Source organism: Conexibacter stalactiti, from assembly GCF_033542075.1.
GTDB classification, from domain to species: Bacteria; Actinomycetota; Thermoleophilia; order Solirubrobacterales; family Solirubrobacteraceae; genus Conexibacter; species Conexibacter stalactiti.
In genome coordinates, this window is sequence record NZ_JAWSTH010000001.1 from 1 (window position 1) to 19,470 (window position 19,470).

17 protein-coding genes and 1 pseudogene are annotated in these 19,470 nt (G+C 72.5%); 8 read left to right on the forward strand and 10 right to left on the reverse strand.

The features are described 5' to 3' along the window. The 4 genes and pseudogenes from R7226_RS00005 to R7226_RS00020 form a co-directional block, all read right to left on the reverse strand. Positions 1 to 1,633: pseudogene (locus tag R7226_RS00005) on the reverse strand (hypothetical protein); the annotation flags it as partial. Next, a complete protein-coding gene (locus R7226_RS00010; protein ID WP_318594956.1) occupies positions 1,630 to 5,109 on the reverse strand; it encodes a DUF6603 domain-containing protein in 3,480 nt (1,159 codons plus the stop codon). The gene R7226_RS00010 and the pseudogene R7226_RS00005, both read right to left, overlap by 4 nt. A gap of 3 nt (positions 5,110 to 5,112) precedes the next feature. Beyond that, positions 5,113 to 6,429 carry a tyrosinase family protein gene (locus tag R7226_RS00015; protein WP_318594957.1) on the reverse strand — a complete coding sequence of 439 codons (1,317 nt, stop codon included), beginning with the start codon at positions 6,427 to 6,429 and terminating at the stop codon, positions 5,113 to 5,115. After that, positions 6,416 to 6,730, reverse strand: coding sequence for a hypothetical protein (locus tag R7226_RS00020; RefSeq protein ID WP_318594958.1), 315 nt, complete (start codon positions 6,728 to 6,730; stop codon positions 6,416 to 6,418). The genes R7226_RS00015 and R7226_RS00020 overlap by 14 nt, the downstream gene beginning before the upstream one ends. A 184-nt stretch (positions 6,731 to 6,914) precedes the next feature. Between R7226_RS00020 and R7226_RS00025 the strand changes: the two genes are divergently transcribed. The 4 genes from R7226_RS00025 (at position 6,915) to R7226_RS00040 (ending at position 11,054) form a co-directional block, all read left to right on the forward strand. After that, positions 6,915 to 7,526: a DUF1326 domain-containing protein gene (locus R7226_RS00025; RefSeq protein WP_318594959.1), complete on the forward strand. Its 612-nt coding sequence runs from the start codon at positions 6,915 to 6,917 to the stop codon at positions 7,524 to 7,526. Between the two features lie 3 nt (positions 7,527 to 7,529). Continuing rightward, positions 7,530 to 8,297: a DUF2182 domain-containing protein gene (locus R7226_RS00030; RefSeq protein WP_318594960.1), complete on the forward strand. Its 768-nt coding sequence runs from the start codon at positions 7,530 to 7,532 to the stop codon at positions 8,295 to 8,297. 124 nt (positions 8,298 to 8,421) lie between these two features. Beyond that, positions 8,422 to 10,425: a CASTOR/POLLUX-related putative ion channel gene (locus R7226_RS00035; RefSeq protein WP_318594961.1), complete on the forward strand. Its 2,004-nt coding sequence runs from the start codon at positions 8,422 to 8,424 to the stop codon at positions 10,423 to 10,425. A gap of 53 nt (positions 10,426 to 10,478) precedes the next feature. After that, positions 10,479 to 11,054, forward strand: a complete 576-nt coding sequence (locus R7226_RS00040; protein WP_318594962.1) for a TetR/AcrR family transcriptional regulator — start codon at positions 10,479 to 10,481, stop codon at positions 11,052 to 11,054. Here R7226_RS00040 and R7226_RS00045 read toward each other — a convergent pair. Continuing rightward, a complete protein-coding gene (locus R7226_RS00045; RefSeq protein ID WP_318594963.1) occupies positions 11,043 to 11,429 on the reverse strand; it encodes a hypothetical protein in 387 nt (128 codons plus the stop codon). The genes R7226_RS00040 and R7226_RS00045 overlap by 12 nt on opposite strands. Before the next feature lie 91 nt (positions 11,430 to 11,520). After that, positions 11,521 to 13,431, reverse strand: a complete 1,911-nt coding sequence (locus tag R7226_RS00050) for a glycoside hydrolase family 15 protein (protein WP_318594964.1) — start codon at positions 13,429 to 13,431, stop codon at positions 11,521 to 11,523. 99 nt (positions 13,432 to 13,530) lie between these two features. Between R7226_RS00050 and R7226_RS00055 the strand changes: the two genes are divergently transcribed. Both R7226_RS00055 and R7226_RS00060 read left to right on the forward strand, forming a co-directional pair. Continuing rightward, positions 13,531 to 14,064, forward strand: a complete 534-nt coding sequence (locus R7226_RS00055) for a hypothetical protein (RefSeq protein ID WP_318594965.1) — start codon at positions 13,531 to 13,533, stop codon at positions 14,062 to 14,064. A gap of 310 nt (positions 14,065 to 14,374) precedes the next feature. Then, positions 14,375 to 14,614 carry a hypothetical protein gene (locus tag R7226_RS00060; protein ID WP_318594966.1) on the forward strand — a complete coding sequence of 80 codons (240 nt, stop codon included), beginning with the start codon at positions 14,375 to 14,377 and terminating at the stop codon, positions 14,612 to 14,614. Here the strand turns inward: R7226_RS00060 and R7226_RS00065 are convergent. After that, positions 14,560 to 16,023: a GGDEF domain-containing protein gene (locus R7226_RS00065; protein ID WP_318594967.1), complete on the reverse strand. Its 1,464-nt coding sequence runs from the start codon at positions 16,021 to 16,023 to the stop codon at positions 14,560 to 14,562. The two genes, R7226_RS00060 and R7226_RS00065, sit on opposite strands and share 55 nt — an antisense overlap. Before the next feature lie 115 nt (positions 16,024 to 16,138). Between R7226_RS00065 and R7226_RS00070 the strand changes: the two genes are divergently transcribed. Beyond that, a complete protein-coding gene (locus R7226_RS00070) occupies positions 16,139 to 16,675 on the forward strand; it encodes a hypothetical protein (RefSeq protein WP_318594968.1) in 537 nt (178 codons plus the stop codon). A gap of 160 nt (positions 16,676 to 16,835) precedes the next feature. Continuing rightward, positions 16,836 to 17,324 (forward strand): hypothetical protein, encoded by a 489-nt coding sequence (locus tag R7226_RS00075; protein ID WP_318594969.1) that lies wholly within the window; start codon positions 16,836 to 16,838, stop codon positions 17,322 to 17,324. A gap of 53 nt (positions 17,325 to 17,377) precedes the next feature. On the opposite strand, the gene R7226_RS00080 is transcribed toward R7226_RS00075, so the two are convergent. The 3 genes from R7226_RS00080 to R7226_RS00090 are packed head-to-tail and all read right to left on the reverse strand — an operon-like array spanning position 17,378 to position 19,387. Then, positions 17,378 to 18,058, reverse strand: a complete 681-nt coding sequence (locus R7226_RS00080) for a hypothetical protein (RefSeq protein ID WP_318594970.1) — start codon at positions 18,056 to 18,058, stop codon at positions 17,378 to 17,380. A 46-nt stretch (positions 18,059 to 18,104) separates the two neighbouring features. After that, positions 18,105 to 18,557, reverse strand: coding sequence for a hypothetical protein (locus R7226_RS00085; protein ID WP_318594971.1), 453 nt, complete (start codon positions 18,555 to 18,557; stop codon positions 18,105 to 18,107). Further along, positions 18,554 to 19,387 (reverse strand): tyrosinase family protein, encoded by an 834-nt coding sequence (locus R7226_RS00090; RefSeq protein ID WP_318594972.1) that lies wholly within the window; start codon positions 19,385 to 19,387, stop codon positions 18,554 to 18,556. The genes R7226_RS00085 and R7226_RS00090 overlap by 4 nt, the downstream gene beginning before the upstream one ends. Positions 19,388 to 19,470: the final 83 nt, after the last annotated feature.

Here is a 19,470-nt window from a genome sequence, read left to right on the forward strand (position 1 = left end):
GCCCGCGCGGACGCAGCGCCCGCCGCAGCGGAGCCGCGGTCATCACGGGCGGCAGGAAGCTCGCGCCGCGGCGGTGGCGGACGGTCGCGCCGCTGTCGAGCACGCGCGCGTGCAGCGGCGCCGTCAGCGCGAAGGCGCGGCCGGGGTCGGCGGCGCCGAGCGTGACGAGATGGCGTCGGTAGAGGCCGCCGGCCGCGAGCTTCGCGAGCTGCGCGCGGCGGATCGCGGCGTTGGCCGCGAGCACGTCGCCGACCTGTCTCCAGGCGGCGTCCATGTACGACTCCTGGTTCTCCTGCACGATCCGCGTGCCGAAGCCGGCGGCGACGCGATGGCGCGGATCGAGGTTGAGGTCGGCGACCCAGTTGTCGTCCGGTCTCACCGGCGTGCCGTCGCGCTCGCGCAGCAGCCGCTGCTGGAGCGCGTGCCAGCGGCCGTAGAGCGGCATCGTCACGACCGGGTCGTCAGGCTGCTCGCCGATGCCGGCGGCGGCGTTCGCGTCCGGCACCGGCACGTGTGCGTAGTCGTCGGCGAGGTTGATCGCGTCGGCCATCGCCTGCTGGAACGGGTGCGGCGGTCTGCCCTCGCTGGTCGCCCACACGTCGAACGCTCTGCGTCTGGCGACCTCGTCCGCGCTGAGCGACTCGTCGGGGATCCGCAGCGCGCCGCCGAGCTGGAGGATCCCGCCCAGTCTCGGGCTGAGGATCCCCGGCAGGCCGGAACCGGGTCTCTGCACGTCGAGCGGCCGCACGCCGACGCGCGGGTCGATCGGCTTCGGCTGCAGCAGCCGCACGAGCGACTCGAAGTCCTGCAGCTCGCCGGTGCGGAAGCGCCAGCGGTGGTAGACGGGCAGCAGCTCCGGCACGGGCCGGCCTCTGTACTCCTCCCACGCGGAGGCGGTCGCGTACGGCGCGAGCGCCGGGTCGAGCCCGAGCCCGGCGAGCCGGCCGCTCTCGAAGACCGGCACGACGAACGCCTCGTAGCCGACGTTGGCGCTCAGCCGCCGCGGGCAGACGATCCGCGAGCAGGCGAGGTCGGGGTTGCTCGCGAGCGCCGATCTCAGCCGCGGCAGCACCGCGGCCATGTCGGTCGAGCGCATCTCTCTCGCGCTTCTGGCGAGGTCTCTGTTGACGTGCACGTGCGCCCACGCCCACAGGTCGCCGGCCGGCGGCAGCGCGCTCGGGTCGAGCACCGCGATCGCGGACAGCGGCGCGCCCTGCACGGCGCGCTCCTGGAACTCGCCGTCGGCCAGCACGACGAGCGCGATCCACGGCCGAAGTCTCATTCTGCTGCCGTCGGGCGCGGCCGGGGTGTAGCGCCACGGCAGGTCCTCGTCGTAGAACTCGACGTGCGGCATGTAGTTGGGCTCGTACGCCGTCACGAGGTTGCGCGGCTCGACGCGCACGATCGCGCGCGCGTCGAGGCCGACGACGTCGCCGGGACCGAAGATCTGCACGTCGCGTCTGACCGTCTGTCTCAGCGTCGTCGAGCCTCTGACCGGCTCGCCGGTCAGCTGCAGCTCGACGCCGACGGTCGCGCGCGCTCTGACGCTTCTGTCGAAGTCAGCGGCGGTGACGGTGTTCGCGATCCCGTGGCGCAGCCACGGCAGGAACGAGTAGGTGCCGAGATCGGTCATGCCGCCACCTCGAAGGCCGGGATCACGTGGACGGCGGCGCCGGGGTTGGCGGCGAGGTGCGCGGCGAGCGCGTCCTGCGCCTGCGCCTCGCTCGCGAAGGCCGTGCCGACGGCGCTGTTGTCCTGCTGGGAGGCGACGGTCCAGCCCTCGTCGCCGACGGCGATCTTGTCGGCCGGGGCGAACGGGTCGTGCTGGTCCTTGATCGCCTGCGACAGCGGCGAGCGGGCGATCGCGCAGCCGGCGAGGAAGTGCACGAACAGCGTCGAGGGGAAGGCGTGGAAGCGGATCCGCCGCCGCTGGAAGGCGGTGTCGATCGTCGACAGCTCGTAGCGATTGACGCGCTTGACGAGCGCGCCGGAGGCGATCTCCTGGCCGGCCGGCGTCAGCTCGATCCCGCCGTGCTCGCGCTCGAACGCCGGCTTGCCGAGCTTCTCGGCGTCGGCCATGTCGCGGTACTGCGCGGGTGCGAACTGCTCGCTGACGTCGGCGCGCTTGGCGAGCCCTCTGCCGGCCGCGACCGAGAAGCGCTTCGCGTCGGCCGCCTTGCGGTTGCCGACCTTGTCGATCGTGAGGTCGAGCGGCACGGCCCGCTGCGTCACCTGCAGCGCGCCGAGCGGGTGCAGCACGAGCAGGTCCTCGGCCGCTCTGCCGGGGTCGAGTCTGCGCAGTGAGACGAGCAGGTTGCTGGGCGCCGGCGGCAGCGCCTTCCAGCCCTCCGCCTTCTGCAGCTCGGCCGCCAGCAGCGGCAGCACGTCGACCGGCTCCAGCTGGGTGTCGCGCGCCTCGCCCCAGGTGACGTCGAAGTCGACGTCTATGTCGAAGAAGAGGATCGATATCGAGCCGGTGCCGCGTGCTCGCCACGGCGTCGGCCCCTCCAGCGACATCCGCACGCTGATGCTGAACAGCCCTATCCCGAAGACCTTCACCGAGAACGACGCCGAGACCTCGATCACGAAGTGGAAGGGCGAGAACTGGAACAGCGCGTCGAAGCCGATCGAGCCCTGCACGTTGAGCGCGGAGAAGCCGAAGAACAGCTCCGCGCGGGCGCCGAACTGGACCGTGTTGGAGGTGACGGCGAAGTAGCCCTCGACGCGGACGCGCGCGACGGCGGTGTTGATGATGTTGACCGCGATCCGTCTCGGGATCGGGACCGGCAGCGGCGGCGGGTCGAAGCGCGGGTGGAAGCCGCCGACGCTGAGCACGAAGGTGGCGTCGTCGCCGAACTGCGCGACGACCGCTATCTCCCCTTCTATCGTCAGGAAGAGGACGCGTGAGTCGAACAGCGAGGCGAAGAAGTAGACGCGCTTCTTGTCGAACTCGATCGCGCCGGCGAAGTTGACCTGGATCACGACGACCGCGACCTGGTCGGCCGGCAGCGCGATCCGCAGCACCCCGATTATCGCGAGGTTGCCGGGGATCTCGATGATGATCCCGAGCGCCAGCGAGACGAGCGTCGGCGTCCCCCAGCCGAGCTTCGCCATCGGCCCGATCAGGAACTTGCCGTTCTCCGGCGGGAACAGCGTGCGCAGGTCGCTGATGATCTTCGGCGCGTTCGCGATGACGTCTCTCGGGAACATCACCGAGTTGATCGCGCCGGTGCGGACGCCCTCCATCAGCGGCTGCAGCCGCATCGTGCGGTTGAGCCCGAGCAGGCCGCCGACGCCGATCAGCGTGAAGCCGAAGCCGAGCTGTATGCCGCTGCCGAACTCGGCCGTGATGATGATCAGCAGCGAGAAGCCTCTGGAGCCGTCCGGCATTCTCGTGTTCAGCAGCCCTATCGCCTTCAGCGACAGGAAGCTCGCGAAGGTCAGCTCCAGGGCGCCCGCGTACTCGCCTCTCTCGTTGTCGAAGAAGAGGTAGCCGCCGCCCTTCACGACGCCGGCGTCGATGGCGAGGCCGATCCCCTTCGGCGGCTTGAAGCCGAGCGCGACGTTGAGCGGGCCGAGGTCGCCTCTGGCATCGCCGAATCTGAGCGTGACGGCGAGCCCGAACTGCTCGACGACGGCGGTCAGCGGGCCGAGCATCGCTCTGCCGGTCACGCCGGCGCCGATCTCGACGCCGCCGCTGCCGGCACCGAGCGCGAGCGTCAGCGTGCTGATCTCCGCCGGGCCGAGGTTGAGGTTGAGCGGGATCGTCCACTCGAAGCCGCCCGAGCCCTCGAAGTGCAGGCCCGATCTCGACGACCACACGACCGCGCCGCCCAATTCGAAGCGCAGCGGGTTGGTGCCGATCAGCTTGCCGAGGAAGCCGTCGGCCTCCGAGGTCTGGATCACGATCGCGAGCTTCGGCGTCTGCCCGCCCTCGGGCGTGCCGGTGCCGAGCCGGACCGTCAGCTCGGGGTCGGCGAGCTGGCCTCTGACGCCGACGCCGATCTCGGCGCCGCCGGCCTCGAGGCGGAAGCCGCCGGGGTCGCCGACGAGGATGAACGGTCTCGGCGGTCTCGCCGCGACGCGCACCTCGGCATCGAGCGACGCTCTGCCGACGTCGGCGAACAGCTCGACGCCGCTGGGCCGTATCTCGGCGCCGAGCACCGCGTCGAGGTCGAAGCCGCCGCGCACCAGCAGCCGCACGAGCGCGTCGGAGGAGCCGCTGCCGCCGGTCAGTCTGCCGTTCGCCAGCGGCATCAGCGCGAAGCCGGCCGGCGCCGCTCTCGGCTGCCCTCTCGGGGGGATCGGCGTCAGCGCGAGCCCCAGCTCGGCGTAGACGGAGCGGTCGACGCTCGATTGCGCGATCAGCGGCACCGCGAGCGTCCGCACATCTCTCAGCGCCGGGTTGTCGTCGGCGTACCAGCGCGCGCGCTGGGGCGCGGTGGGCGGCGTCGTGCGCGCGGGGATCCGCAGCGCGCGCAGCGTCTGCCCGAGGATCTCGTCGAGCAGCGCGTGGTTGAAGCTCGCGCCGCCCCAGCCCCACACCTCGCGGATCAGTCTGTCGGGCTCGCCGATCACGCGCGGCAGCCGGTCCCAGCGGATGTTCCAGCGCTCGTACGGCATCCGCCCGGCGCCTCTGGGCGTCTCGACGGTGATCTCCGCGAGGCCGCTCATCCGCAGCAGCGCGAAGGCGATCGGCTGCGCCCGCTCGACGTGCTTGAGCAGCAGGCTGTCGGCGAGCGCGACCCCTATCTCCTGCCAGAAGGCGGCGCTGTTGAGCGGCGCCGGCAGGCCGCCGGTCGGCGGTGCCTGCGAGAGCGCCTTGAAGGCGTCGATCAGCCCGACGAGCGCCTCCCGCAGCGAGTTCGCCAGCGCCGGGCTCGGCGTCGAGCCGCCGGTCTCCAGCTGCTGCGCGACGGCGAGCGCGGCGTCGAAGGCGGGACCGATCGCGAAGGCGGTGCGGATCGCTCCCATCGCGCCGGGCGACGCTCTCACCTCCCAGCCGAGGTCGGCGAAGAACTCGGCCAGCATCGTCTCGTTGGTGAGCGCGTTGTCGATCGGCTCCAGCGCGCAGCGGACTCCGGCGGCGATGTCGGCGATCCCGGCCATCGCTCAGGGGCTGACGTTCAACCCGAACGGGAGCGGGTCGGTGTCGTAGGTGTAGCCGGCCGGTCTGCCGCGGACGACGAGTCTGGTGTGGTCGAGCACCTGCGCCGGCGTCACCAGCTCTGCGCCGATCCACGGCGGCATCGGCTCGTTGAGGCCGTGCGGGCGTCTGCCGGCGCTGCCGATTCTCAGCACGTCGACCGGATAGTTCTGGCCGGGGTGCTGCGCCTGCCACTGCGCCCACAGGCGGTCGATGTTGCAGTGGTGCATGAAGAAGACGGGGTCGTCGGGCGAGGTGCCCGGCAGCATCGAGCCGCCGACCCAGACGTGGACGCGGTTGTGCACATCGATGTCGCCGCTTCTGCTCGCCCACCCTTCGAGGATGTTGCGGAAGCTGCTGGTCGTGTTGATGCCCGGCCGTCTGTCGCCGCTTCTCAGCGATCTGATCGTGACCGGCGTCCCGATCGCGGTGAAGGCGCCCTCCAGCCGCGCGTCGTCGGCGCTGCCGTTGACGGGGCTGACGTAGGTGCGGTAGCCGGTCGCGGTGCCTCTCGCCGCGGCCGGCGGCGAACTGACGACGATCGCGTTGAAGGCGTTGGCGGGCGCACAGCCGCCGCCGACGCAGACGGCGGTCGGCGGTGACGGGCGCGTCTCGCCGGCGCCGTTCATGTAGGTCGTGACGACCTGATAGATCCCCGGCGCGAGCGTGCCGCCGGCGGCGCCGGTCGCGCTCGGCGCGGGCGGCTGCGAGACGCCGGTCGCGTACCCCATGCTGTCGTCGAACGGTCTCGTGTCGTAGCCCTCGGCGAGCATTGCGTCGGCGACGGTGGCCTTCGTCGGCAGCGACGCGATCGAGCCGCCGAAGGCGCGCACGAGGTTGCCGGCGCCGCCGACCGTTCTCCATCTGCCGCTGGCGGCGGCGAACGGGCCAGAGCTGACGGGCGCGCCGTCGCCGCCCATGAAGGCGTCGTCCCAGATCTGGCCGCGCTGGCGGTTGGGGGTCGTGGCGTTGTCGTTGACCCAGTCCCAGTACGGCAGCATCAGTCTGCCGTCGCCGCCCTCTCTGCGGTCGGCCTCCTGCAGGTCCTGCTCGAAGCGCGCGAGAAAGTAGCGGTGCCACGGACCGAAGGCGGGGCCGCGATGGGCGGGGTTCTCGTCGACGATGTCGGGGGGCGGGACGTCCGGCGCCGCGAGCGCGTGCATCTCCGGGTACTGGTCGTATCTGTACGCGGCCGCTCTGTCTCTCTTCATCCGCAGCAGCGCTCTGACGAACCGCTCCCGCTCGGCGGGCGTCATCTTGTTCTGGTTTCTACGATCTGCCACGGAGGACCCCCTGGTCGATCAGCTGCACGATCTCGCGCGCGGCCTGCTCGACCGACGCGAAGCGCTGGAACGGCAGCGCGTGCAGGTGGAACCAGCCGGCGGGCACGGCGTGCGCCTCGAAGCGAGCGCCGTCGACCTCGATCACGACGACGCCGGGCGGCGGCTGGTCGCCGGCGTCGACCGACGCGACCGCCTCGCCGGCGTGGTGATCGCCCGGCAGCTCGTCGCCGGCGAAGAAGCCGCGAAACGGTCTCGGCCGCTCGTCGCCGAGGATGCGGACGCGATGCCCGTCGATCGTCATCCTGCGCGTGCCCCTGCCGCTGCTCACGGCGCCGGCCCCCGAATCGCGTGAAGTCCGCGGATCCCGATCTCCGCGGTTGACGGCGAGGACGCTACGGCGGGTTCGCCGCGGCTGTCAACCGGTTTCTGGACTTCTGCGCGCCAATTATTTGACCGACGGTGAGCGGGGCGAGTAGAAACCAGCCATGGGGTATGAGCTGAGGGGGCGGTTCTTCGAGGCGTGCGACTGCTCGGTGCCCTGCCCGTGCTGGTTCGAGCAGGAGCCCGACGAGGACGAGTGCACCGGCCTGATCGCGTGGCAGATCGAGCGCGGCACGATCAACGGCTTCGACGTCGCGGGGCTGACGGTCGTCAGCCTCTCGCAGCACGGCGGCCACCGTGAGCGGCCGCAGCACCTGCACATGGCGCTCGTGGTCGACGAGCGCGCCGATGACGGCCAGTTCCAAGCGCTCAGCGACGCCTTCACCGGGCAGCTCGGCGGGCCGCTCGGCGAGCTGGCGAGAATGGAGGAGGAGGGGCCGCAGCTGATCGAGCGGGCGCCGGTCTCCTTCACGACCGACGGCCGCGCGACGCAGCTGCGCGTCGGACCGCGCGTGCTGGTCGAGTCGGAGCTGCTCGTCGGTGCCAACGGCCGCACGATCACGATCAACGACGGCGTGCTCGCCAACCTGCTGGGACCGATCGGCGAGGCCGGCCGCGCCCGCACCTTCGAGCTGGAGCTGCCGGCGACGCCGAAGATCGACGCGGTCGCGCGCTCGACGACGAGCGGCCGCTTCGGCTACGCGCACGAGGTCTGACGCGTGGGCCGCGCGGCGCCGCGGCTGCTCGGCGCGCACGCCTTCGCGGCCGCGCTCGCGCTGCTGGCGCTCGTCGCGCTGCTGGCGTGGGGCGCCTCGCCCTACGCGCGCTACCTCAGCCACGCCTACGAGCCGGCGAGCGCCGCCGGGCAGGCAGCCGCGATCGTTTTCTTCCTCGGCGGCTGGCTGCTGATGAGCACCGCGATGATGCTGCCGAGCGCGACCGGGCTGGTGCGCGCCTTCGACCGCCTCACGCGCAGCCGCGACGCGCGCGAGCGCCTGCGGCTGCGGCTGCTGCTGGTCGCCGGCTTCCTCGCCGTCTGGCTGCTCGTCGGCTACCTCTTCCGCGCCGCCGACCTGCTCGTGCACGCCGGCGTCGACGCGGTCGGCTGGCTCGCTGCGCGGCCCGGTCTCGTCGGCGCCGCGACGCTGGCGCTCGCCGGCGCCTACCAGTTCTCGCCGCTGAAGCAGCGCTGCCTGACGGCCTGCCGCTCGCCGCGCGCCTTCCTCGCGACCGGCTGGAGCGGCGCGCGCCCGGGCGCCGACGCGCTGCGGATCGGGATCGCCTACGGCCGCTCCTGCGTCGGCTGCTGCTGGGCGCTGATGCTGGTGATGTTCGGGCTCGGCAGCGCCAACCTCGCGCTGATGCTCGCGCTCGCGGCGACGATGACGGCCGAGCGCTTCGCGCCGCCGCGGCTGCCGATCGGCTCCGCGGTCGGCGCGCTGCTGCTGGCGGCCGCGGCCGTCGTCGCGGCCGGCGCGGTGAGCTGAGCCGCGCCAAGCGCGCCGGCCGGGCCCCGCCCCGCCCGCCACCTGCTCAAGAAGCGCGCCCGCGCGGCCGATTCACCAAGTCGCAACATCTTCCAGGCCCCCTTGGCAGCAGAGGACGACGACGATGTCGAGCACCGGACGGCTCGCGCGCGAGCGCACCAAGTCGAGATTCGCCGCCGGGACGGCGACGAACCTGCGCGCGCCCAGAGGCGAGCGCCGCTTCACCGCGGCGCCCGTGCCGACCCGCCGCCAGCGGCTGCGCTATCGCTTCGACGCGACGATGTCGCGCGGGCCGGTCGCGCTCGTCGGCTGGCTGGCGCTGCTGACGCTGGCGCTGATCGGCGCCGGCGCGGTCGTCGTGCTCGTCTTCGGCCTCGTCCCCGACGAGGGCAGAAAGAGCTTCATCGGCCAGCTGTTCAGCACGCTGATGCACGCGATGGACCCCGGCACCGTCGCCGGCGACGGCGGCAGCTGGCAGTTCCTCGTCGCGATGCTGGTCGTCACGCTCGGCGGCCTCTTCATCGTCTCGGCGCTGATCGGCGTGATCGCGACGGCGCTCGACGAGAAGCTGCTGGAGCTGCGCAAGGGCCGCTCGTTCGTCGTCGAGCACGACCACACGCTCGTGCTCGGCTGGTCGGACGCCGTCTTCACGATCCTGCCGGAGCTGGCGATCGCGAACGAGAGCGAGTCCGACCCGACGATCGTGATCCTCGCCGACCGCGACAAGGTCGAGATGGAGGACGCGATCCGCGCGAAGGTGCCCGACATGAAGGGCACGCGCGTGATCTGCCGCACCGGCTCGCCGATCGACCTCGCCGACGTCGCGATCGCCAACCCGCGCGCCGCGCGCTCGGTGATCGTGCTCTCGCCCGAGTCCGACGATCCCGACTCCGAGGTGATCAAGACGGTGCTGGCGCTGACGCGCGGTCCGCACCGGCGCGAGGACGGCTACGAGATCGTCGCCGAGATCCACGACCCCGCCAACCTCGAGGCCGCCCACCTCGTCGGCGGCGACCAGGCCGCCTTCGTCGACAAGCGCGAGACGATCGCGAAGCTGATCGTGCAGGCGTCGCGCCAGTCGGGCGTCTCGGCCGCCTACGTCGAGCTGCTCGACTTCGACGGCGAGGAGATCTACTTCCGCGACGACCCGGTCCTGACCGGCGTCAGCTACGGCGAGGCGCTGCTCGCCTACGAGCACGCGACCGTGATCGGGATCCAGCGCGCCGACGGCGAGATCCTCGTCAACCCGCCGGCCGAGACGCTGCTGGAGGAGGGCGACCGCGTGATCGCGGTCGCCGAGGACGACTCGGTGCTGGAGCAGGTCCAGCGCTACGCCGGCACGCCCGACCTCAGCACGATCGTCAACGGCGAGCGCGTCCCCGACGCCGCCCAGCGGGTCCTGATCATCGGCTGGAACTCGCGCACGAGCACGGTCGTCAACGAGCTCGACCACTACGTCGCGCCCGGCTCGGTCGTGACGCTGATGGCCGACACGACCGACGCCGCCGACGCGATCGCGCTGGAGTGCGCGGGCCTCGCCAACCTCGCCGTCGAGGTGCGCCACGGCAACACGACCGACCGCGCGACGCTCGAAGCGCTCGACGTCGGCTCCTACGCCCACGTGATCGTGATGTGTTACGCCGAGCACCTCGACCCGCAGCGGGCCGACGCGCGCACGCTCGTGACGCTGCTGCACCTGCGCGACATCGCGGCGAGGCTCGACAGAGCGGTCTCGATCGTCAGCGAGATGCTCGACGACCGCAACCACGAGCTGGCGCAGGTGACCGAGGTCGACGACGTGATCGTCTCCGACAAGGTGCTGAGCCTGCTGCTGGCGCAGATCTCCGAGAACCGCCACCTCGCCGAGGTCTTCCGCATCCTGTTCGACGCCGACGGCTCCGAGATCTACCTGCGCGAGATGTCCGACTACGTCGAGACCGGCCGCGAGACGACCTTCGCGACCGTCGTCGCGGCCGCGCGCGAGCGCGGCGAGAGCGCGCTCGGCCTGCGCCTCGCCGAGCTGGCGAGCGACCCCGCCAGCCGCTACGGGATGCGGCTCAACCCGGCCAAGTCGGCGCTGTACGTGCCGGCCGCCGGGGACCAGGTCGTCGTCCTCGCAGAGGACTGATCAATCAGCACAGGCACACCGGCGTTTTTCTGACGCTGGTAGTTTCCGGAGCGATGCAGGAGCTGTCCCCCCGCGCCCGCGAGATCGTCGAGGTCGCTCGCGAGCTGTTGGAGCGCGAGGGTCCCGAGGGCCTTTCGATGCGCCGGATCGCCGCCCAGCTCGGGATCCGCGCGCCGTCGCTGTACGAGCACGTCGCCGACAAGCGCGCGCTCGAGAACGCGATCATCTCGCAGGCCTTCTTCGAACAGGGCGAGATGACCGCCGCGGCGGCAGCCCATGCGAGGGTCAGCGGCGAGGACCCGATAAACGCGATCGGCGTCGCCTACCGCGGCTACGCGCTGGAGCATCCGCACGTCTACCGACTGATGACCGACCACGGGCTCGACCGCGCCGCGCTCGTCGAGGGCTCGGAGCAGTTCGCGGGCGAGGCGCTGCGCCAGGCGGTCGGCGGCGACCTGACGCTGGCGCGCGTGCTGTGGGCCTTCGCCCACGGGATGATCATGCTGGAGCTGAACGACCGCTTCGCCGAGGGCAGCGACGCGGACCAGCTGTGGACGGCCGGCCTGACCGCGCTGCGCGCGAGCGCAGACGCGAAGACCGGCCGCGGCGAGCCCAGCTCAGCCGGCTGACCCGCCCGGGGTCACCTTCCACTCGCCGTCCTCCTTGGCGAATCTGACGGTCGTCGGGCCGTCGTCGTCGCTGATTCTCGCGACCGCGCCGTCGCCGTCGATCGTGATGTCCTCGATCGTCACCTCGCTGCCTCTGTCGCCCGACTCCTCGCCGGATCTGACGCAGCCGTCCTTGCCGCCCATCTGCTCCAGCGTGGCGGCGTCGACGTGATCGCAGACGGCGAGCGGATCGGCGCCGATCGCCTCGATCACCGCGGTGATCTGATCCTCGTCGGAGTTCGAGTCGGAGTCGCTGCCGCCGCAGGCGCCGAGGGCAAGGGCGGGAAGCGTCAACAGCAATGCGGTCGTCGTGCGGGCCTTGAACATGGCGTCCATTCCGGGGAGAGCCGCGCCCGGTGCGCGGCGGTCGATCGGGTGATCGGCCGCACCGACGCGAAATGCAGCCTTTCGGCGTACGCGCCGCCCCTCAGTGCACGTCGTCGACGAGCGCCTCGTCGGCGCGGATGATGTGCATCACCGCGTTGATCAGCGCCAGGTGCGTGAACGCCTGCGGGAAGTTGCCGAGGTGGCGGCCCGAATGGGGGTCGATCTCCTCGGCGTAGAGCGCCAGCGGGCTGGCGTAGGAGAGCAGCTTGTCGCAGAGGTCGCGGGCGCGCTGGACCTCGCCGATCTCGACCAGCGCCGAGACGAGCCAGAAGGAGCAGATCGCGAACGAGCCCTCCTCGCCGGTGAGGCCGTCGTCGGTCTCGGTCACCTTGTAGCGCAGCACCATGTCGTTGACCGTCAGCTCGTCGGCGATCGCCAGCACCGTGGTGCGCACGCGCGGGTCGCTCGACGGCAGGAAGCCGAGCATCGGGATCAGCAGCAGCGAGGCGTCGAGCGCGACGGTGTCGTAGTGCTGCACGAAGACGCCGCGCTCGTCGACGCCGCGCTCGCAGATCTCCGCGTGCATCTCGTCGGCGGCGGCGCGCCAGCGCTTCGCCGCCTCACGGTCGCCGCGCAGCCGCGCCAGGCGCGCGCCGCGGTCGGCCGCGACCCAGCAGAAGATCTTCGAGGAGGTGAAGTGCCGCGGCTCGCCGCGCACCTCCCAGATGCCGCGGTCGGGCTCGCGCCACTCCGCGACGGCCGTGTCGACCTGCTTGACGACGAGCGGCCAGAGGCGGTCGTCGAGGCGGTCGCCGGAGCGGATGTGGAGCCGGATCGAGTCGAGCAGCACGCCCCAGACGTCGTGCTGGCGCTGATCCCACGCGCCGTTGCCGATCCGCACCGGCTTGGCGCCCTCGTAGCCGCTGAGGTGGTCGAGGATCTCCTCCTCGAGCCGTTCGCGCCCGTCGATCCCGTACATGATCGAGAGCCGCCCGCCGGCCTCCAGGCGGTCGGTGATGAAGTAGAGGAAGTCGTGCGCCTCGCGGTCGAAGCCGAGCGTCGAGAGGCCCCACAACATGAAGGTCGAGTCGCGCAGCCAGGTGTAGCGGTAGTCCCAGTTGCGCTCGCCGCCGGGCGTCTCCGGCAGCGAGGTCGTCGCGGCCGCCATCATCGCGCCGGTCGGGGCGTAGGTGAGGCCCTTCAGCGTCAGCGCCGAGCGCTGCAGGTGGACGCGCCAGGGATGGTCGGGGAAGCGCCCGCGGCTGATCCACTCGTGCCAGAAGTTGCCGGTGTAGGAGAGCTGCGCGCGCGCCTCCTCGTAGCTGTCGGGCGGCAGATGGGTCGACCAGCCGAGCGCGCAGAAGAGCGTGTCGCCCGCTCTCATGCGCGTCTCGGCGCGGGCGCGCGGACCCTCGAAGCCGAGCCGCATGTCGGTCCGCAGGCGCAGCTGGAGGTCGCTCCCCTCCGCCGTGCAGGCGCCGTCGCCGTAGCCGTCGCCCGCGTAGCTCCACGAGCCGCGCTTGCGCGCGTAGTCGAACGCCGGCTCGCAGTCGAGCTCGACGTCGACGAAGCCGTTGAGGCAGCGCATCGTGCGCAGCAGCACGTGGCCGGCCTCGTGGTCGCGCGGCGAGCGCGCGTAGCGGCGCGAGCGCTCGCTGCCGTGGTGCCACGGCCCGATCACCAGCACGTCGCGCACGACCAGCCAGCCGGTCGGCGTGCCCCACGTCGTCTCCAGGATCATCGTGCCGGGCAGGTAGCGGCGGTCGGCCGGCACGACCTCGTCGCGCGGGCCGACGCGGAAACGGCCGGCGTGGCGGTCGAGGATCCCGGCGAAGACGCTCGGGCCGTCCATCCGCGGCAGGCACATCCACTCGACGTTGCCGCTCTTGGCGACGAGCGCGCAGACCTCGCAGTCCGACAGGAAGCCGTAGTCGGCGATCGGCGGGAACTGGCTGCCGCCGAGCGGGATCTCCTGCGCGGCGGGCTCGGCGGTGGCGACCTCGAATTCCACGCGACGAACGCTAGCGTCCGGGCCTGGCAGGGCGTATGTCCAAACGGAGGAAGGCGGCTCGACGCGCGACTTCTCCGTGGCAGCCCCGTTCTCAGCTGCATGCGCCCCTTTCGGCTGATCCCGCTCCTGCTCGCGCTCGCCGTGCCGCTGCTGCCGCCGGCCGTGGCGAGCGGTTCGACGATCTCGCTCACGCTCGGCGAGGAGGAGGTGCCGAAGGGGCCGCCGGTGAAGGTCGCGACGGTCCTGTGGCAGGCGGCGCCGGGCGAGGTGAACGCCGGCGAGCTGGACTCCAGCGCCGGCGTGGTCGCCGTGCGCGGCACCGGCGCCCCGATCGCCCCCGGCAGCGGCTGCGCGGCCACCGCCGACGGCTGGGTCACCTGCTCGCTCGGCGCCGGCCCGCGTAACACGACCATCCGCGTCGACCTCGGCGACGGCGACGACACGCTGCTCGCCAAGGGCGCCGACGGCCACCCGCTGGTGCTCTCCGGCGGTGCCGGCGCGGACCGTTCGCCGACGACCTGCTCGACGGCGGCCCCGGCGGCGACGAGGCCGACTCCTCGCAGCGGCGGCAGCCGATCGCCGTCGACCTCGCGGCCGGCGGCGGCGGCAGCGCCGGCGAGCGCGACACGCTGACCGCGGTCGAGAACGCGATCGGCGGCTACGGCGCCGACGAGCTGCGCGGCGACGACGGCCCGAACGAGCTGGACGGCTACTTCGGCAGCGGCCGCATGACCGTGCTCGGGGGCGCGGGCGCCGACCTGCTCGTCGACCTCGCCGGTCTGCTCACCTGCGGCCCCGGTCGCGACCGCGTCGCGAACGAGAGCACCTCCTTCGGGCGCGGCGTCGTCGTGAGCGACTGCGAGCGGGTCGAGCTGCCGCTCTTCGACATCACCGCGCTGCGCTTCGCGCGCCGCGCCGTCGGCATGACGCTGCGACGCGCACGGTGGCGGTCAGAGACCGCGGGCGGCTGCGCGTGGCGATCGCCGCGCGGCAACCGCTGCCGCCGCGCGTGCGGATCGAGCTGCGCGCCTTCGCCTGTCGCGGCGACCGCGGGCTCGGGCTCGAGAGCGAGTCGGCGGCGTCGTTCCCGCTGCAGCGCGCGCCGGTCGCGCAGGTGCCGACGCCGGCTCAGGCGTCGCCGTCGAAGACGACGCGGTCGCGGCCCGCGCGCTTGGCGGCGTAGAGCGCGCGGTCGGCGCGGTCGAGCAGCGCCGCCGGCGTCTCGATCCCGTCCCATGTCGCACAGCCGATCGAGCAGGTCTCGCCGTCGGGGGTCGCCGCCCGCACGCGCTCGATCAGCGCGCGCGCCGAGCCCGCGTCGCACTGCGGCAGCACGAGCGTGAACTCCTCCCCGCCGTAGCGCGCGACGAGGTCGCTGCGGCGCACGGCGTTCTCCCACGCGTCCGCGGCATGGCGCAGCAGCCGGTCGCCGGCCTGGTGGCCGAGGCGGTCGTTGTACAGCTTGAAGTGGTCGAGGTCCAGCATCGCGAGCGTCAGCGGCTCGCTGGTGCGCGCGGCCCGCGCGATCTCGCGCGCGAGCACCTCGTCGAGCATGCGGCGGTTGGAGAGACCGGTCAGCGGGTCGGTGCGGCTGAGCTGCTCCAGTCTGTCCAGCAGCGTCGCCCGCTCGAGCGCGACGGCAGCCTGGTCGGCGAGCGTCGCCAGCGTCCGCCGCACCGTCGCGGGCAGCGCCGTGAGCGGCCGTCTCCACCACACCACCAGGACGCCGGCCGCGCCGTCGGGACCGGCCGCGCCGACCGGGAAGGCGGCGACGGCGCTCGCGCCCATACGCTCCATCAGCGCGCGCGTCATCGCCGGCACCGCGGCGCCGTCGCCGTCACCGTGGAACTCAGCGCGCCCGCCGGCGCAGACGCGTCCGGTCAGCGAGCCGGGGCCGACCGGCAGCGTCAGCTGCTCGGGCAGCGGCTCGCTCGTCGCGGCGACCTCCAGCCGCCGGCCGTCGCGGACGACGAGCATGCCGCCGTCGGCGCCGCCTGCGGTGCGCGCGCCGCCGCAGATCAGCGTGTGCACCTCGTCCAGGTCGTTGGCGCAGGCGAGCGCGGCGGTCACCTCGGCGATCGCCATCAGCGCGCGGCTGTGCTCCAGCTCGGCGGTGACGGCGTCGGCGAGCAGCCGCAGCGTCTCGACCGCCTCGGCGCTCGGCTCGTGCGGGACGGAGTCGGTGACGCAGAGGGCGCCGAGCGCGCAGCCGTCGCTGGAGACGAGCGGCGCGCCGACGTAGGCGCGCAGCCCCTGCGCGACGAGCGGGTTGTCGCGGAAGCGCGGATCGGTCGCGGTGTCGCCGGCGACCAGCACGCGGTCGGGCGCGAGGATCGCCTGTGCGCAGAAGGAGAGCTCGCGCGGGGTGATCTCGCCCGCCTCCAGGCCCGCGGCGGCGACCGTCACCTGGATCGTGTCGCGCACGAGGTTGAGCCGCACCTCCGGGTAGCCGAGCAGGTGCGCGACGAGCGTCACGAGCCGCTGCAGCCCGCTCGACGCCTCCTCCGCGGCCGCGACGGCGGCGCTGACCGCGGCGAGACGGCGCTGCTCGTCCGACGCGCCGACGGACTGGCCGATCTCCATGGTGCTCATCGTGCCCCCGTTGTCGGCTCGTCAGCATGCTGACTTGATCGCCGAGGCGCGTCCGCACTCGTGTCACACCGATTTCCCACCGTGTCGCGAACGAGCGAGCGGGTAGCTGGAGGACATGAGCGATCGGCAGCAGCGCGAGCGTCGCGACGTGAGATCGGCCGACCCGTCGCTTTCGCCTGCGGCCAACCGGATCCTCACCGACGAGCTGCGCGAGGTGGTCGGCAGCGACACGGCCGAGGTGCCGGCCAACCGGGCGCGCGTCGCGGCCGCCAGCCACGGCGGGCGCTCGCGGCTGTTCGTCGGCGTCAGCGACAACCGCGTCCTGTTCGGCAGCCTCTTCTTCGCCGCGCTCGTGATCGGCGCGGTGCTGGCGATCACGACTGGATCCTGGTGGCTGCTGCCGCTGGCGGTCGGCGTCGACCTGCTCGGCACCGTCGTCGTCGCGACGCTGCTGCTGGGCCTCACGACCGAGGTCGAGCACGTCGACCCGCGTTCCGCCGCGCTGCTGGAGGAGGAGGGTGTCGAGGACCCCGACAAGCTCTTCACCGAACTGGTCGAGGAGTTCGCGCCCGAGGACGAGGCCGCGCGCGAGGAGGCGGAGCAGCGCCGCAAGGTGACGCCGTCGAGACGCAGCAGAGCCGTCGGGCCCTGAGTTCGAGTCGCGAACGGGCTCGAAATCGGCGAGTGTGAGCGACCTCACAGTCTCCAAAAGCTCACCATTTCGCCGGATAGCTGGCTATCGCACGGCCATTCCGTCCAGTTCCACACCGAACACATACACCTGCTTGAACGAAGTTCCCGATACTGCTCCCATGGCTTCGGCCCGCCCATTCCTCCGCCTCGTTCCCTCGACCGCCGAGGAGGCCCGTCCCTCCCAGTGGTTCTGCGGCCACTGCGGTTCCGTCACGAACGAGATCCCGGCGCCGGTCGCCCGCGTCTGCGGCGACTGCGAGCTGGGGCTGCTGATGGAGGCGAGCGCCGATCTGGTCCCGCAGCCGCGCGAGCCGTTCCTGATCGTCGACAAGTCGCTGTCGGTGCGCGCGCTCTCCGCCGAGGCGCAGCGCTTCCTCGCCGTCGGCGAGGGCGACGCGGTCGAGCGGCCGGTCACCGAGCTGCTGACGCCGGCCGATGCCGAGGCCGCCAGTGCCGACGCCTTCGCGGCCGCGATCATGCACGCCGCCGCGGGCGACGACGAGCTGCGCCGCCTGACGGTGCGCCCCGTCAACGTCTTCGGCGTGCGGATGGCGATGCGCGTCGGCGTCTGCGGACCGCCGCGCGCCGCGCTGCTGGTGCTGGAGTAGCCGACTCCGCGGCCCTCAGCGGCCGCGCGTGAAGCCTGCGCCGAGCGCGTCGCTCAGCTGCCGACCATGCGCAGCACGCCGGGCAGGTCCGGGTAGCCGGACGAGGCCCAGCCGGAGCGCTGCAGCGCCTGCACCTGCGCCTCGGGCGACTGCCCGGCGCTGTTCAGGATCGACTGCACGCCGGCGCTTGCCTTGCCGTAGCCGTCGACCGTGTCCTCGCCCTTGAGCCAGCCGGCGGTCGCGTGCGCGGCACTGGCCGGATCGGACCAGACCGACGCGGAGGCGCCGTAGGTGGCCGAGTCGGTGTAGCCGATGTTGAGCCAGTTGTGGTTGCCGGCCGACTCGCGCGAGGTGGCGGCGCCGCCGGACTGCTCGGCGAGCATCCACGCGGCGACGACCTGCGGGTTCATGCCGGTCTCGGCCGCGAGCTGGGTCGCGAAGGTGCGCTGGCCCGGCGTCAGGTAGCCGGACGCTCTCGCCGACAGCTGCCCGGTCGTGCCCGCGAGCACGTTGGAGAAGCTGGTCGGCGCGACGCCGGTCGGGCTGGTCATGCCGGTCGTCGCGGTCACCGGGTAGGCGGCGTTGGGCGCGTACGCCGAGGCGGTCGCGACGGGGGCGTTGGTCGCCGTCGTCTGCTGGACCGGCCGAGCGGCGTTCGCCGATGCGGCCCCGTTGAGGGGCTCGATCATCGACTGGATCTGGCTGATGCGGGCGATCGCGGCGTCAAGGCTCATACGCTCCCCCGGTCATCGGCCCCGGGCGCCGCGGCTTGAGCGGCCGTCAGTCGACGTAGGTCAGCAGCCGCACCAGCTCGAACGGCGCCGCCGGCGCGGCGCCCTCCGGCTCGATCACAACCGTCACCGGCACCTCGGTCACGTTCGGGTCCAGCAGCAGCGGGTGCAGCGCCTCGGTCGCCGTCAGCGTGCGCGTCTGCGGCGCGAGCGGATGGCGCAGGCGGCGGTCGAAGTCGTCGGAGTAGCGGGCGCGCGGGTCGCAGTGGCCGTCGTCGTCGCCGTAGCAGCCGCCGTGGCCGAAGACCGAGTAGAAGCCGGCGTAGCCGTGGGCGTTGTCGCGCACCGTTCTGAGCGTCGCGTTCTCGCGGCCGAGGAAGACGTGGACGACGTAGGAGGGGCCGGCGTGGTCGACGCCGTGGAAGACGAGGTCGGCCCGTCTGACGTCGTCGCGGTCGGCGAAGGTCGGCAGCTCCAGCGGCGCGGTCGTGAAACGCGTCATCTGACCACCACCGCGGACGCCGTGCTGACGGCGTAGTCGTAGCCGAGCGCGGTCACGTCGAGCGTCTGCCGGACCGTCATGCGGAACGGCGGCAGCGCCTCGTCGAGGATGCTCGCCGGCGGGCGGCCGCCCGGGTTGCGCAGCTGCCACAGCCGCCAGAGGCGGTCGATCATCGTGTGGTGGGCCCAGAAGATCGGGTCGAAGGCGGCGAACGGGACCTCGCTCATGTGCCCGCCGACCCACACGTGGACGTCGTTGTGCAGCCCCTCGACCGCCTCGCTGAAGTCGAGGAAGTCGCCGGCGCTCAGCGCCGCGGTGACCTGCGCGGCGCTCGGCAGCGGCACACCGAGCGTGCCCGGCCTGCGGAAGGTGCGCGTCGCGGCGGCGACTCTCGGGTCGCCGAAGCCTCTGCCCTGTCTGCGCGCGAGCGGGTCGACGGCCGCGCTCAGCAGCGGGTTGGGCGCTCTTCTGCTGCCTCTGGCGGCGAACGGTCTCGGCAGCGCGCCGGCGGTGCCGGGCGGCGTGCGCCAGTCCCACCAGGTCAACATCGCGTCGCGGTTGCGGTCGCGCAGCGCGCGCTCGAAGAAGTACAGGTAGGCGCGGTGCCAGGGAAGGAAGTACGGCGTGCCGTGGGCGTTGTCGCAGCCGATCGGCAGCGGCAGCCCGTGGATGCCGGCGTAGAAGCCGTAGCCGCGGTCGTCGCTGAGCGCCTGCGCGCGCGTGAAGGCGTCGCTCAGCGCCGCCAGCTGCCCCGCCGTCAGCCGGTCGGCGTTGCGGCGGAAGCGCAGCGCCGTTCTCACTCTGCCCGCGTCGATCGTCCCCGTTCCCATTGGGAGCGATCCTAACTTTTTCAGTCGATCGTGTTCAGCACATTGAACGGAGCTGGCGCACACGCGGTCAACGGGCCGTCCGC

Coding starts and splice junctions, on each gene's coding strand:
- R7226_RS00010 (WP_318594956.1), bottom strand. CDS start 5,109: ATGGCCGGGATCGCCGACATCGCCGCCGGAGTCCGCTGCGCGCTGGAG.
- R7226_RS00020 (WP_318594958.1), bottom strand. CDS start 6,730: ATGACGATCGACGGGCATCGCGTCCGCATCCTCGGCGACGAGCGGCCG.
- R7226_RS00025 (WP_318594959.1), top strand. CDS start 6,915: ATGGGGTATGAGCTGAGGGGGCGGTTCTTCGAGGCGTGCGACTGCTCG.
- R7226_RS00035 (WP_318594961.1), top strand. CDS start 8,422: ATGTCGAGCACCGGACGGCTCGCGCGCGAGCGCACCAAGTCGAGATTC.
- R7226_RS00040 (WP_318594962.1), top strand. CDS start 10,479: ATGCAGGAGCTGTCCCCCCGCGCCCGCGAGATCGTCGAGGTCGCTCGC.
- R7226_RS00045 (WP_318594963.1), bottom strand. CDS start 11,429: ATGGACGCCATGTTCAAGGCCCGCACGACGACCGCATTGCTGTTGACG.
- R7226_RS00055 (WP_318594965.1), top strand. CDS start 13,531: ATGCGCCCCTTTCGGCTGATCCCGCTCCTGCTCGCGCTCGCCGTGCCG.
- R7226_RS00065 (WP_318594967.1), bottom strand. CDS start 16,023: ATGAGCACCATGGAGATCGGCCAGTCCGTCGGCGCGTCGGACGAGCAG.
- R7226_RS00070 (WP_318594968.1), top strand. CDS start 16,139: ATGAGCGATCGGCAGCAGCGCGAGCGTCGCGACGTGAGATCGGCCGAC.
- R7226_RS00075 (WP_318594969.1), top strand. CDS start 16,836: ATGGCTTCGGCCCGCCCATTCCTCCGCCTCGTTCCCTCGACCGCCGAG.
- R7226_RS00080 (WP_318594970.1), bottom strand. CDS start 18,058: ATGAGCCTTGACGCCGCGATCGCCCGCATCAGCCAGATCCAGTCGATG.
- R7226_RS00085 (WP_318594971.1), bottom strand. CDS start 18,557: ATGACGCGTTTCACGACCGCGCCGCTGGAGCTGCCGACCTTCGCCGAC.
- R7226_RS00090 (WP_318594972.1), bottom strand. CDS start 19,387: ATGGGAACGGGGACGATCGACGCGGGCAGAGTGAGAACGGCGCTGCGC.